This window comes from Pectobacterium sp. 1950-15 (assembly GCF_037136835.1).
Taxonomy (GTDB): Bacteria; Pseudomonadota; Gammaproteobacteria; order Enterobacterales; family Enterobacteriaceae; genus Pectobacterium.
In genome coordinates this window covers 1-14,158 of the sequence record NZ_JBBBQR010000009.1, presented here as the reverse complement: position 1 = coordinate 14,158, position 14,158 = coordinate 1, and the positions used below count along the sequence as shown (strand labels likewise).

General features: G+C 50.8%; 13 protein-coding genes. 6 read left to right on the top strand and 7 right to left on the bottom strand.

Going from position 1 to position 14,158, the window contains the following annotated elements; translation table 11 throughout:
• The first annotated feature begins 156 nt into the window (after nt 1-156).
• Together ubiD and fre are read left to right on the top strand one after the other, a co-directional pair.
• Nucleotides 157-1,653 (top strand): 4-hydroxy-3-polyprenylbenzoate decarboxylase, encoded by a 1,497-nt coding sequence (gene ubiD / locus WCT94_RS11685; protein WP_336869701.1) that lies wholly within the window; start codon nt 157-159, stop codon nt 1,651-1,653.
• A gap of 49 nt (nt 1,654-1,702) precedes the next feature.
• The gene (gene fre / locus WCT94_RS11680) at nt 1,703-2,404 is read left to right on the top strand and encodes an NAD(P)H-flavin reductase (protein WP_336869700.1); all 702 of its coding nucleotides are present in this window, start codon (nt 1,703-1,705) and stop codon (nt 2,402-2,404) included.
• Nucleotides 2,405-2,456: 52 nt separating this feature from the next.
• Here fre and WCT94_RS11675 read toward each other — a convergent pair whose 3' ends face one another.
• From WCT94_RS11675 to fadB, 7 genes are all read right to left on the bottom strand, one after another.
• Nucleotides 2,457-2,882 (bottom strand): GNAT family N-acetyltransferase, encoded by a 426-nt coding sequence (locus tag WCT94_RS11675; protein ID WP_336869699.1) that lies wholly within the window; start codon nt 2,880-2,882, stop codon nt 2,457-2,459.
• A 14-nt stretch (nt 2,883-2,896) separates the two neighbouring features.
• Entirely contained in the window at nt 2,897-3,655 is a 759-nt protein-coding gene (locus tag WCT94_RS11670) for an amino acid ABC transporter ATP-binding protein (protein ID WP_336869698.1), read from the bottom strand.
• Nucleotides 3,642-4,385, bottom strand: coding sequence for an amino acid ABC transporter permease (locus WCT94_RS11665; protein ID WP_336869697.1), 744 nt, complete (start codon nt 4,383-4,385; stop codon nt 3,642-3,644). The genes WCT94_RS11670 and WCT94_RS11665 overlap by 14 nt, the downstream gene beginning before the upstream one ends.
• Before the next feature lie 17 nt (nt 4,386-4,402).
• On the bottom strand, nt 4,403-5,233 hold the full coding sequence (locus WCT94_RS11660) for a transporter substrate-binding domain-containing protein (protein WP_336869696.1): 831 nt from the start codon (nt 5,231-5,233) through the stop codon (nt 4,403-4,405).
• A 151-nt stretch (nt 5,234-5,384) separates the two neighbouring features.
• Nucleotides 5,385-6,347, bottom strand: a complete 963-nt coding sequence (locus WCT94_RS11655) for a glutathione S-transferase family protein (RefSeq protein WP_336869695.1) — start codon at nt 6,345-6,347, stop codon at nt 5,385-5,387.
• A gap of 300 nt (nt 6,348-6,647) precedes the next feature.
• Nucleotides 6,648-7,811: an acetyl-CoA C-acyltransferase FadA gene (gene fadA, locus WCT94_RS11650; protein WP_336869694.1), complete on the bottom strand. Its 1,164-nt coding sequence runs from the start codon at nt 7,809-7,811 to the stop codon at nt 6,648-6,650.
• Nucleotides 7,812-7,822: 11 nt separating this feature from the next.
• Nucleotides 7,823-10,012, bottom strand: a complete 2,190-nt coding sequence (gene fadB / locus WCT94_RS11645) for a fatty acid oxidation complex subunit alpha FadB (RefSeq protein ID WP_336869693.1) — start codon at nt 10,010-10,012, stop codon at nt 7,823-7,825.
• Nucleotides 10,013-10,197: 185 nt separating this feature from the next.
• Between fadB and pepQ the strand changes: the two genes are divergently transcribed.
• The 4 genes from pepQ to hemG form a co-directional block, all read left to right on the top strand.
• Nucleotides 10,198-11,529 (top strand): Xaa-Pro dipeptidase, encoded by a 1,332-nt coding sequence (pepQ, locus tag WCT94_RS11640; RefSeq protein ID WP_336869692.1) that lies wholly within the window; start codon nt 10,198-10,200, stop codon nt 11,527-11,529.
• Entirely contained in the window at nt 11,529-12,140 is a 612-nt protein-coding gene (locus WCT94_RS11635) for an IMPACT family protein (RefSeq protein WP_336869691.1), read from the top strand. Before pepQ ends, WCT94_RS11635 begins: the two co-directional genes overlap by 1 nt.
• Nucleotides 12,141-12,183: 43 nt before the next feature.
• Entirely contained in the window at nt 12,184-13,635 is a 1,452-nt protein-coding gene (trkH, locus tag WCT94_RS11630) for a Trk system potassium transporter TrkH (RefSeq protein WP_225086149.1), read from the top strand.
• A gap of 21 nt (nt 13,636-13,656) precedes the next feature.
• Nucleotides 13,657-14,158 (top strand): menaquinone-dependent protoporphyrinogen IX dehydrogenase (gene hemG / locus WCT94_RS11625; RefSeq protein ID WP_336869690.1); only part of this gene is annotated, 502 nt, incomplete at its 3' end.

Below are 14,158 nucleotides of genomic sequence, written 5' to 3'. Positions count from 1 at the left end.
GAGCACGGATAAAAAATTTTCGGCAGATATTTTTGTTACCACATTATGGTAATCGGATTCTTGATGGTGATTGGATTCTTACCATAAATAGGCGCTGCGGGAAGCGACAGGTGGGTGAAGAGACTTTATAATAGCCACAACGATAGACTGCCCCCGATGAATAGCATGAAATACCGTGACTTACGCGAATTCCTCTCGCTGCTGGAAGAGAGAGGGGAGTTGAAACGCATTACCCAGCCCATCGATCCCTACCTTGAAATGACGGAAATTGCTGACCGGACGCTGCGTGCGGAAGGCCCGGCTCTCCTGTTTGAAAACCCAAAAGGCTATGACATGCCGGTGCTGTGCAATTTATTCGGCACGCCGAAACGTGTTGCATTGGGAATGGGGCAAGAAGAGGTCAGCGCACTGCGCGAGGTGGGTAAACTGCTGGCGTTTCTGAAAGAGCCGGAGCCGCCCAAAGGGTTCCGCGATCTGGTGGATAAAATACCGAAGTTCCGTCAGGTACTGAATATGCCGACGAAACGGCTGTCTTCGGCACCGTGTCAGGAACAGGTTTGGCAAGGTGATGACGTTGATCTGCGCCGGATTCCGGTGATGCAGTGCTGGCCGGAAGATGCCGCGCCGCTCATTACCTGGGGGCTTACTGTGACGCGCGGGCCGCATAAAGAACGGCAGAATCTGGGGATCTATCGCCAGCAGGTGCTGGGTAAAAACAAACTGATCATGCGCTGGCTATCTCATCGCGGTGGCGCGCTGGATTTTCAGGAGTGGTGTCAGGAAAATCCGGGGCAGCGTTTTCCTGTGTCCGTCGCATTGGGCGCTGACCCTGCGACGATCCTCGGTGCGGTGACGCCCGTCCCTGATACGCTATCTGAATATGCGTTTGCCGGTTTGCTGCGTGGGCATAAGACCGAAGTGGTGAAGTGCCTGTCAAACGATCTGGAAGTGCCTGCCAGTGCGGAAATTGTACTGGAAGGCTATATTGAACCTGGAGAAATGGCGGCGGAAGGGCCTTATGGCGACCACACCGGCTATTACAATGAGGTTGACCACTTTCCGGTCTTTACCGTCACGCATATCACTCAGCGTCAGAATGCCATTTATCACTCGACTTACACGGGACGGCCGCCGGATGAACCTGCGGTACTGGGCGTGGCGTTGAACGAAGTTTTCGTGCCGATCCTGCAAAAGCAGTTTCCTGAGATTGTTGATTTTTATTTGCCACCGGAGGGTTGCTCTTACCGTCTGGCGGTCGTTACCATGAAGAAACAGTACGCAGGCCATGCCAAACGCGTCATGATGGGCGTCTGGTCTTTTCTACGCCAGTTCATGTATACGAAATTTGTCATTGTTTGCGATGATGACGTTAACGCCCGTGACTGGAACGACGTGATATGGGCGATCACGACGCGTATGGATCCGGCACGTGATACGGTATTAGTGGAAAATACGCCGATCGACTATCTTGATTTCGCCTCGCCGGTTTCTGGTCTGGGTTCCAAAATGGGTCTGGATGCCACCAATAAATGGCCGGGCGAGACACAGCGCGAGTGGGGACACCCCATCAAGAAGGACCCACAGGTTTGTGCCCGCATTGATGAAATATGGGACGAGTTGGCCATTTTTAGTGACAGAGAGCCCCAGCGTTAACGGCTGCCCTGTTCTCAGTTTTGCTTTTATGACCCTATAGAGGGAATGCATGACAACATTGAGCTGTAAAGTGACCTCGGTCGAAGCCATAACCGATACGGTCTATCGCGTTCGTTTATTACCTGAAGCGCCGTTTTCCTTTCGGGCTGGCCAGTATTTGATGGTGGTGATGGGCGATCGGGATAAACGTCCTTTCTCACTGGCATCGACCCCGATGGATAAAAATTTCATCGAATTGCACATTGGGGCGTCCGAACTGAATCTTTACGCGATGGCAGTGATGGAACGTATTCACAAGGAAAAATCCCTGACGGTCGATATTCCCCATGGCGAAGCCTGGCTGCGCGAAGAAAGTACGCGTCCGCTGGTGCTGATTGCGGGCGGAACCGGATTTTCATACGTGCGTTCTATCCTGCTGACTGCACTGGCGCAGCAGCCCGATCGCGATATCTCCGTTTACTGGGGCGGACGTGAATCCCAGCACCTGTATGATTTAGCAGAGCTTGAAGGCTTTGCGGCCAAACACCCCAACCTGCGGGTGGTGCCGGTAGTCGAACAGCCGGAAGCTGGATGGAATGGCAGAACGGGAACCGTTCTGAGTGCAGTATTGCAGGATTACGGTTCGCTGGCAGAACAGGATATCTACATTGCCGGTCGCTTTGAAATGGCGAAAATTGCGCGTGAGCGTTTTTGTAATGAGCGCGGTGCGCTGACGGCCCATATGTTCAGCGATGCATTTTCGTTTATTTGACCTGCCTATAAGGTATCGTTAACCCCGTATTCGAACGGGGTTAACGTTGAGACTAAATAAAATCCAGCTTCGTTAATTCTTCCAGGCTATCTTCACGGTATTTCGCCATGCCGGTTTTCATCCGCCTGAAACCTACGTGTTCATACAGGCTAACCGTCTGGGGATGGGTATAGAGAATGATATTGCACTGCGCGACTGTTTCAACCAACGCCTGAATAATCTGTTTCCCCAACCCCTGGCCGTGATAGCGCTCATCAAGCGCGATATTATAAATGGCCGCCTGGCAGACGCCGTCCGAGAGAGTACGCCCCACGCCGATCAATTGGCCCCCATCGAACAGAAAGATAACGGAAAAGCTGTTCTTAAAAATCGTCTCCTGTGTCGCTGCGTTATCATCACTTAACTCGTAGAAAGCCAGCAAGTCGGCAACCTGCTGCCAGGGAATATTATTGGTGCTTGTCTCTATTCTAATAGACATCTAGTCTTCTCATGTCAGATGATATATTCCGGTTCGTAGCGTTTGTAGTAGCGAGAAAGAAACGCCTTGGTTCGCTCCATTTGCGGGCGCTCAAAAACCTGCTGTGCAGTACCATCCTCAATGATTTTTCCTTTTTCTAAAAACAGTACGCGGCTGGCGACCTGACGAACAAACTCCATTTCATGAGACACGATGATCATGGTGTTGCCTTCTAATGCGGCTTGTTTAATGACATCCAACACCTCATCAACCCATTCTGGATCCAGCGCGGAAGTAGGTTCATCCAGCAATAAAAGCTGTGGTTCCATCGCCAGCGCTCTGGCGATCCCGACACGTTGCTGCTGTCCGCCCGACAACTGCTTTGGATAATAGGCTTCCCGGTCAGGAAGGCCGACATTCTTGAGTTGCTGTCGCGCGATTTGCTGTGCTTTTTCTTTAGGATACTTTTTGACGATCAGTAATCCCTCCATGACATTTTCCAGCGCTGTTTTTTGTTGGAACAGGCTAAATTGCTGAAAAACCATCGCCGTGTTTTGGCGGAGCGTGATACGTTCTCGTCGATTCATTTTGGCCAGATTAAAAAGGTGGCCGTTGAGTGTCATTTCCCCTGACTCCGGCTGCTCTAGTACGTTAATACAGCGAAGTAGCGTCGATTTTCCCGAACCTGATGAACCGATAATCGCCACGACATCGCCTTTTTGTATGGTTAGGGAAATGTCGTCCAGAATGACGTTGTTGTGAAACGTTTTCGATAAATGCTTAATGTCGAGCATAACGTTTTTTTCCTGACGTAATCGGTGGGGTATCTGGGATAGAGATCGTGGTTTCAACCCGTTTGATTATTTGCTCAATAATAATCGTTAACACCCAATAGATGAGTGCCAGAGAGATATAGACTTCAAAATAGCGGTAGCTGCTGCTGGCGAGGATTTTCCCCTTGGCGGTCAGATCGATCACCGAGCAAACAAATGCCAGTGAGGTTCCTTTGAGCAAACTAATCAGCGTGTTGCCAAGCGTGGGTAACGCGACAATAAACGCATTGGGTAGCGTGATACGATGCAATACCTGAATTGGTGTCATGCCGAGCGATTGTGCGGCTTCGATCTGTTTTTTATCCACCGACAGCATGGCCGCGCGAATACTCTCGGAATTGTACGCGGCTTCATTCAGGGAAAATGCCAGTAACACAAAGAGTATGGATGGAATGTCATTAACGTTGTAATCCGTTTGGTTGTAGTAATTATAATATTTCAATAAAACGGGAATACCGTAATAAGAAAGATACAGTTGTACAATGAGCGGTGTTCCGCGCATGAATGAGACAAATACGCCAACCGCCTGGTTGAGGAACACGATCTTTCTGATACGGATGGATGCAATAATAAATCCCAGTATTACACCAATAATCATGGATATTGCCGTGATCGCTAAGGTAACCGGCAAATACTCAAGCAGTGCTGGAATCTGAGTAAAAACCAGTTTTATATCGAAAATATTGGGCATTCAAAACGAATCCTGTGTCATTTAGGTGCATAATCCCCGTTGAAATACTTTTCGCTGATTTTCGATAACGTACCGTCAGCGCTTAACTGTTTTATTTGTGTATTAATATCATTCAACAGCTGTTCTCCTGCTTTGCCTTTCGCAATCAGAAAGTAGCTGTAGGGGGAACCGATTCGTTGGCTGTCTTCCTGACTAAGAGGAATGACGTTAAGCTTTAACTTGTGCTCCTGGATATATTGCTCCAGCATCGATTTATCAATCAGAGCGAAATCTGTTTTTCCATTTTCCAGATTTTGCAATGAGACGAGTAAGTCAGCGTCTGTGTAGCGCAACTTGACGGGATTATCTTTATGTTGCTGATTGAATTTTTCCAATGCGGTCGTGAAGTTGATTCCGGGATTGACTTCCGTCGATTTGCCCAATAAATCGTTGAAAGTATGGATCGTGTTATTTTTTTCTGGCGTTGCAATCACAAATTGATTTTCAAATATGGGGTGAGAGAAGAAATATTTTTCTTTTCGTTCGGGATTGTCGGCGAAATTATTGGCACCGAGTTGAAAACGGTCAGCATCCAGACCTGCCAAAATTGAGGTAAATTCGGTTGTGACGAAAGACACCTTATATTGGGGTAAATTGTTAAAAATGGCTTTTGCAACGTCAATATCGTATCCGGTGAGTTGGTTATCTTTATCAACATAGGTAAAGGGTCGTGGGTCGGCACTGGTTGCGATGGTAATAGATTTTGCTGTAGCCGCCTGGGCATCATGGGGATTTAAATATCCGGTGATTATCGCGCTTAAGCCTAAAAATAATGCAGGCAAGGTACTTATGGTGAGGCGTTTTTTCATTATTGATAATCCTGTGTGGAATGATAAGAAAAATGACTAACCCCAGATTCCACCTGCCGCGGTTGTGTATATCCGCAGGCAGTTATGGACACACCGGTGGAATTTCACATCGGCGACCAATGTGGAGCGAGGTGTAGCAAGAGAAAAGGAATCAAGCGCGGTGATGGGGCGTATGCCAAATCGACACGTCAGGTCCTTTTGCCAGAATCTGATATGGGTTAAAGCTGGTATCGCCCAGATGGTAGCCGCGTTTAATCGCCTCAAAGTCGGTGGTATCGCCGAATCCTGGTGTTTGGTAAAGGTCGCGGGCGTAAGCCCACAGGTTAGGGAAGTCGATCAGACGATTGCGGTTTGCGCGGAAAACGCTGTAATAGGCAACGTCAAAACGAGCGAGCGTAACGTATAGTCGAATGTCGGAATCTGTAATTTGGTTACCGAACAGGTAACGCTGCGAACCCAAACGTGTTTCCAGTTCATCCAAACGCAGGAAAAGCCTATCCCACGCGTTTTCATAAGCAGCTTGTGAATGGGCGAAACCTGCTTTGTAAACGCCGTTATTAATGTCATTAAAAATCACATCATTCAGCGCATCAATTTCGGCACGCAGCGCTTCAGGGTATAAATCGGGCGCGTCTGGGTGGTGAAAAGGTTTAAAGGCGGTTTCAAGATAGTTAGTTAACTTAAAATAATCGTTATTGACCACAATGCCTTGCTTAACGTCGACGACGGTCGGAACGGTCGCTCGGCCAGTGTAATTCGCGTCACTTTTGGCATAGATTTCTGGTAAATAGCGGATTCCTAGTACAGGATCTACGCCGCCTTCATCCAGAGAAAACTCCCACCCCTTTTCGGTCCTTACGGGATTGGCGGTACCAAGGCTGATGACGTCTTCGAGACCTAGCAAAGTACGGACGATCACCGCACGATGTGCCCACGGGCAGATGGGGGACCACAATAGACGATAGCGATCCTTTTCGACGGGCAAATCGCCTGACTGCTCGCCGAATGGCGTCGTAAAGCGGTTTTTTTGCCGGACAAATGCGCCATTCTGGGCAATCTCGTGGGCCTCTTCAGAGGTAGCGATGCGCCTGACTTCCGCCACAGTGGTACTCATAATATTTTCCTTAATAAAAAATGAGAGAAAGCATTCACTATTATTCAGCGTGAATTTAAAAGTTGATTTTTAGTGTTTTGAATTATGCGCGTTATAAAAAATGAAGTTAAATTCATAAAATAGATATTCTTATTAGGAAATTATAGCGTGTTATTTTTTTGATAATGGAAAGGGGTTATTAATAGATTGTTGTGATAATAAGATAGATAATATTTGAGAAGTTGTACCGTCTTCATACGGCTTATACGACTTGTGCATTGAGAATGTCCCTCGCTGCCATCACGAGGGACATGAATAAACTCAGGCTCGTTCAAATACCGTTGCAATACCCTGTCCCAGCCCAATGCACATTGTCGCCACGCCAAACTGAACATCGCGGCTTTCCATCAGATTAATCAATGTGGTAGAGATGCGCGCGCCCGAGCAACCGAGCGGGTGACCCAGCGCAATCGCGCCACCATTGAGATTGACCTTTTCATCGAGCTGTTCCAGCAACCCCAAATCTTTAATGCAGGGTAGCGTCTGAGCAGCGAAGGCCTCATTGAGCTCAAAGAGACCGATATCGGACAGGCTCAATCCTGCCCGCTTCAGTGCCAGCTTGGTGGCCGGAACCGGGCCGTAACCCATGATCGAAGGGTCGCAGCCAACTACAGCCATCGCCCGGATGCGAGCCCGTACGGGTAAACCTAATGACGCTGCGCGGGATTCGCTCATGATCAACATGGCTGCCGCACCATCGGACAACGCCGAGGATGAGGCGGCCGTCACCGTACCGTTAACCGGATCGAACGCCGGTTTGAGCGCCGCAAGGCTCTCGACGGTGGTGTCTGGGCGAATGACTTCATCATAATCGAAGCGTTGCAGCGCGCCGTCTGCATCATGCCCTGCCGTGGGGATGATTTCATGGCGAAAGGCCCCTGACTGGGTGGCGTGATGGGCCCGTTGGTGCGAACGTGCGGCGAACTGATCCTGCATCTCACGGCTAATATTGTGCATACGCCCCAGCATCTCGGCCGTGAGCCCCATCATACCTGCCGCCTTAGCTATGGTGCGGCTTAGTCCCGGATGAAAATCGACGCCATGATTCATCGGCACATGTCCCATATGCTCAACGCCACCGATTAAGCAAACGTCCGCATCGCCAACCATAATCATACGGGCGGCATCGTGGAGTGCTTGCATGGAGGAACCGCACAGCCGGTTAACCGTGGTCGCGGGGACATTCATCGGAATTTCTGCCAGCAAAGCAGCATTGCGGGCGACGTTGAAGCCTTGTTCCAGCGTCTGCTGCACACATCCCCAATAGATATCGTCGATCTCACGGGCGTCCAGCGCCGCGTTACGGCTTAATAGGCTGCGCATCAGATGCGCGGACAGATCTTCGGCTCTCACCTGACGGAAGGCTCCACCTTTGGAGCGTCCCATCGGCGTGCGTACGGCATCAACAATCACTACCTTTTCCATATTTCCTGCCCTCATGCCGGTTGACCGTAAGAAACGTCCGCGTGTGGCGCGACCGATGGGTAATAGCCTTCATTGTTTCTGGCTTTTTGCTGCAAGCCGTCTGGCACCTGATAGATTGCGCCGAGGTGCGCCAACTGCTGCGCCGTCTCGACATAACGTTCGCTACCCAAGGTATCCAGATAGCGGCAGGCGCCGCCGTGGAAGGGAGGGAAACCTAGCCCGTATACCAGCGCCATGTCCGCTTCGGCCGGGCTGGCGACGATGCCTTCTTCCAGACAACGTGCGACTTCGTTAATCATTGGGATCATCATGCGAGCGATAATCTCTTCTGCACTGAACGCTTTTGTCGGTTGGCTGATGTCTTTAAGGAGCGTACCTACGGCTTCATCCTGCTCTTTACGCGGCTTGCCTTTGCTATCGGTTTGATAGCGGTAGAAGCCCAGACCGTTTTTCTGCCCGAAACGCTGATGTTCAAATAGCACGTCAATTGCGTCACGGTAATCTTTCGCCATGCGCTGTGGAAATCCTGCGGCCATGACGGCCTGAGCATGGTGAGCAGTGTCGATGCCGACAACATCCAGCAGATAGGCCGGGCCCATCGGCCAACCGAATTTTTTCTCCATGACGTTATCAATATCGCGGAAATCGGCACCGTCTCTGAGCAGCAGGCTGAACGCAGCAAAGTAGGGGAACAGTACGCGATTCACGAAGAACCCAGGGCAGTCGTTCACGACAATCGGCGTTTTGCCCATCTTGCTGGCGTAAGCCACTACGCTGGCAATGGTGCTGTCGCTGGTTTTAGGGCCACGAATAATTTCAACCAGCGGCATGCGGTGTACTGGGTTGAAGAAGTGCATCCCGCAGAAATTTTGCGGCCGTTTTAGCGATGCGGCCAGCGAAGCAATCGGGATGGTGGAGGTATTCGAAGCCAGAATCGTATTCTCGCTAACGTGCGATTCAGTTTCGGCGAGTACACTGGCTTTGATTTTCGGGTTCTCAACCACGGCCTCAACTACGATGTTGGTGCGCTCAAAGCCGGCATAATCCAGCGTTGGCTGAATGCTGGCCAGAATCGTCGCCATTTTCATTCCATCCAGCTTGCCTCGTTCCATTTGTTTATTCAGGAGTTTGGCGACTTCATTCATCCCCAGCGTAAGCGGCTTCTCATTGATATCTTTCATCCGAATCGGCACACCTTTGAACGCGGATTGATAGGCAATCCCGCCGCCCATAATGCCTGCACCCAGAACGGCCGCTTGCTGCGGCACCGGTGTCTCGCCAATCAACTTCTTCGCTTTACCTTTAACATATTGATCGTTGAGGAAAATGCCGACGAGTGCCCGAGCTTCATTGGAACGCGCCAACTGAACGAAGTGCTGCGTTTCGAGTTGCAATGCGTCATCGCGCGTCATGGTCGCGGCGGCTTCGATAGTTTTGACCGCTAACATCGGTGCCGGATAGTGTTTCCCGGCGGTTTGTAGCACCATCGCTTTGGCGGTGGTAAAGCTCATCATGGCTTCAATCTTATTGAGTTTCAGCGCTTCAAGTTTCGGGCGCCGATAAGCCTGCCAGTCCAGTGAGCCGTTAATCGCCTGTTTCAACATCTTGATGGCAGCGGGAACCAGTTTGTCATTGGTCACCACGGCCTGAACCAGTCCCACTTTTAAGGCATCGGCTGCGCTGACGTCTTTACCGGCGGCGATAATTTCCAAGGCGCTATCTGTCCCCAGCAGGCGCGGCAGCCTGACCGTGCCGCCAAAACCCGGCATGATCCCTAGCTTCGTTTCTGGTAGGCCGATACGCGCATCCGGCGTCGCTAAACGAAAGTCGGTTGCCAGTACACATTCACAACCGCCTCCCAGCGCATAGCTATTAATCGCGGACAGCGTGGGAACGGGTAAATCCTCAAGGCGGCTAAAAATGCGGTTGGCGAAGACAAGCCATTCATGCAGCTTTTCGGCCGGTGCGGCAAAAAGAGAAAGAAATTCCGTGATATCGGCACCGACAATAAATGCCGGTTTGTCAGAACGTAGCAGTAAGCCCTTCAGATTCGGCTGTTCCGCCAGAACGTCCAGCGCCTTACCCAGGCTGGCAACCGTGCGGGTATCTAGCTTGTTTACGGAGCCAGGGGCAGAAAATACCAGCTCGGCAATGCCGTCCTCAAGCCAGTTAAGGTAGAGGGATTCACCTTGATAAAGCATGTTTATCTCCGCTGTTTGTGTGAGTGATCTGGTATGACCAGATAATCGAATTGTGGTTTTAATGTTAATTTTTTGCAAACGAGAGATTAATTTTTTGCCGAATCGATCACAAAGCACCGGACGCTGCCCTTGGGGGATGCCTGTGTTAAAATGGAGAGATCATGTCGTGACGTACAAGGATACTCATGGAAAAGCTGGCTTCTTTATATCATCACCATCTGACGACGCTGCAAGCGCGTGCTCAGACGGTTTTAGCGCGCCATCAGTTTGACGCATTACTGATTCATTCTGGTGAGCTGTTGACCGTTTTTCTGGACGATCACTACTATCCTTTCAAGGTTAACCCACAGTTTAAAGCCTGGGTGCCCGTCACGCAGGTGCCGAATTGCTGGCTATGGGTTGATGGCGTTAATCCACCGAAGCTGTGGTTCTACTCACCGGTGGATTACTGGCATAACGTCGCGCCGGTGCCGGAGAGTTTCTGGACTGAAGAAATTGATATTACCGTGCTGCGGAATGCCGATGATATTGGGCAGTTGCTTCCGTCGCAGCGTGAGCGTGTTGCCTATATCGGCTACGCACCGCAACGGGCGCAGGATTTAGGGATTCGTGCAGACAATATTAATCCTCAGGGCGTGCTGGATTATCTGCACTACCATCGCGCTTATAAAACCGATTACGAGCTGGCCTGCATGCGTGAAGCGCAGAAGACGGCCGTTATCGGTCATCGGGCGGCGCATGAAGCGTTCCTGTCTGGTATGAGCGAATTTGATATTAATCTGGCGTATCTAACGGCCACCGGACATCGGGATATCGATGTCCCTTACGGCAATATCATTGCGTTAAATGAGCACGCCGCGGTGTTGCACTATACCCAGCTCGATCATCAGGTGCCTTCCGATGTCCGCAGCTTCCTGATCGATGCAGGTGCCGAGTATAACGGATATGCCGCCGATCTGACGCGTACCTATTCTGCGCAGAGCGACAGCGCATTTGCCCTGCTGATTAAAGATCTCAATCAGGAAATGCTCGCATTGATTGATACCGTTCAGGCGGGCGTGCGCTATACCGATTACCATATTCAGATGCATCAGCGGATTGCGAAGCTGCTGAAATCACACCAACTGGTGCGAGACATCAGTGAAGAGGCGATGGTGGAGCAGGGACTTACGTCACCTTTCCTGCCGCACGGTCTTGGCCATCCGCTGGGGTTGCAGGTGCATGATGTCGCTGGGTTTATGCAAGACGATCGCGGCACGCATCTGGCGGCACCGTCGCAGCATCCTTACCTGCGTTGTACCCGCGTACTTGAACCTGGAATGGTCATGACGATCGAACCGGGCATTTACTTCATCGAATCCTTGCTTGCTCCGTGGCGCGAGGGCGAATTGCGTCAGCACTTTGACTGGCAAAAAATCGATGCGCTGAAACCGTTTGGCGGTATCCGTATTGAGGATAATATTGTTATTCATGACGGGCGCGTGGAGAACATGACGCGCGACCTGAATCTGGCCTGATGCAAGCGTATCCAATCCCTGCTGAGTCAGTGAGTTTCAGTGAGGAAATCAAGAAAAGCCGCTTTACGACGATCCTGGCGGCAACGCCGGGAATCGACGCGGCGAAAGCGTTTATTCAGCAGGTCAGGGAAGAACACGCCTCGGCGGGTCACCACTGCTGGGCATTTGTTGCGGGCGCGCCTGATGACTCGCAGCAACTGGGTTTTTCTGACGATGGTGAGCCTTCCGGCACGGCAGGTAAGCCGATGTTATCGCAACTGATGGGAAGTGGCATCGGTGAAATTACGGCCGTGGTGGTGCGCTACTATGGTGGAATCCCGCTGGGCACCGGTGGGTTGGTGAAGGCCTATGGCGGTGGCGTTCAGCAAGCGCTGAAGCTGCTATCGCTGCAAGAGAAAGTATTGCAACAAGAGTATGGCTTACAATGTGACTATGCACTGTTGCCCCAGGTAGAATCCCTGATTTTCCAGCTTGGTGGAAAGGTTCTGCACAGTGAGTATGGCGTGGACGTCGTATTGCGGTTCTCTATCCCCGTTAGGGGAACCGAGGAAGCGGCAATGAAATTGCGTGATTTAAGCCGCGGTGCGTTGCATTTATTGCCGATTCCATAATAATCCCAGCGCTTTTTTATGAATCATTAAGGAATTCCCTGCGATGCACTTGCGCGCCATAACCCGTATTGTTGGCCAGTTGGTTATCCTGTTTTCCGGGACGATGGTTATTCCCGGACTGGTGGCGTTAATTTACCGCGATGGCGCAGGCCGAGCGTTTACGCAGACCTTTATTGTCGCGCTGGCGATTGGCATCATGCTGTGGTTACCAAACCGCAAACAGAAGCATGAACTGAAATCTCGTGAAGGGTTCCTCATCGTTGTTCTCTTCTGGACGGTGCTGGGAAGCGTCGGTGCGCTGCCTTTCCTGTTTGCTGAACATCCTAATTTGGGTGTGACGGATGCTTTTTTCGAATCGTTCTCTGGGTTAACGACAACGGGGGCAACCACGTTGGTCGGACTGGATTCACTGCCTAAAGCTATCCTGTTTTATCGACAGATGCTGCAATGGTTTGGTGGGATGGGGATCATCGTACTCGCCGTTGCCATCCTGCCAATTCTTGGTGTTGGTGGGATGCAGCTTTATCGTGCGGAGATGCCGGGGCCGTTGAAGGAAAACAAAATGCGCCCGCGTATTGCCGATACGGCAAAAACGCTGTGGCTGATTTATCTCTTACTCACCATCGCCTGCGCTGTCGCGCTTTGGCTGGCTGGGATGCCGGTATTTGATGCGATTGGGCACAGCTTCTCTACGGTGTCTGTCGGCGGGTTCTCCACTCACGATGCCAGTATCGGTTACTTCAACAGTCCAACGATCAATACCATCATCGCGATATTCCTACTGATTTCCGGCTGTAACTTTGGTTTGCACTTTGCTCTGCTGAGTGGCCGCAGCCTGAAGGTATACTGGCGCGATCCAGAATTTCGCATGTTCATTTTTGTTCAACTGTCGCTGGTGGCGGTGTGTACGATTGTCCTGTGGTTCCACCACGTTTATGACAGCGGGATGCAGACGATCAATCAAGCGTTCTTCCAGGTTGTCTCTATGGCGACAACGGCAGGGTTTACCACGGATAGCATTGCATCGTGGCCGCTTTTCCTGCCGGTTTTGCTTCTGTGCTCTGCATTCATTGGCGGGTGTGCGGGCTCAACCGGGGGCGGCCTGAAAGTGATTCGTATCCTGCTGCTTTTCTTACAAGGATCGCGTGAGCTTAAGCGTTTAGTGCATCCGAATGCGGTTTACACCATTAAGCTGGGTCACCGGGCATTGCCAGAACGTATCCTTGAAGCGGTGTGGGGATTCTTTTCCGCGTATGCGCTGGTTTTTATTGTCAGCATGCTGGCCGTTATTGCGACAGGCGTTGATGATTTCTCCGCATTTGCCGCGGTTGCTGCCACATTGAATAACTTGGGACCGGGGCTAGGCGTCGTCGCCGAGAATTTTACGTCGATGAATGATACGGCGAAATGGATTCTGATAATGACAATGCTGTTTGGTCGTTTGGAAGTGTTCACGCTTTTAGTACTATTTACGCCAACCTTCTGGCGGGAATAGTCCCCATAAGGATAAAGAACAATGAAAGCTTTGATCGTGTTTTCGAGTCGGGATGGGCAAACAAGAGCCATTGCCTCCTCTATTGCGAATACGCTGAAAGGAACTCTGGAGTGTGATGTTGTTAATGTACTCAATGCGAATGATATCGATCTGAGCCAATACGATCGGGTTGTGATTGGGGCATCGATTCGATACGGGCGCTTTCATCCTGCGGTAAATCAATTTATCCATAAGCATCTGACTTCTCTACAGCAGCTACCCAGCGCATTCTTCTCCGTGAACCTCACTGCGCGTAAGCCAGAAAAGTGCACAATACAAACCAATGCTTATACGCGTAAATTCCTGCTGAGCTCTCCCTGGCAGCCGGATTTGTGCTGTGTGTTTGCCGGAGCCTTGCGTTATCCACGTTACCGCTGGTTCGATCGGGTAATGATTCAACTGATTATGCGTATCACGGGGGGGGAAACGGATAGCACAAAAGAGGTTGAATATACGGACTGGCAGCAGGTTGCCCGTTTCGCTC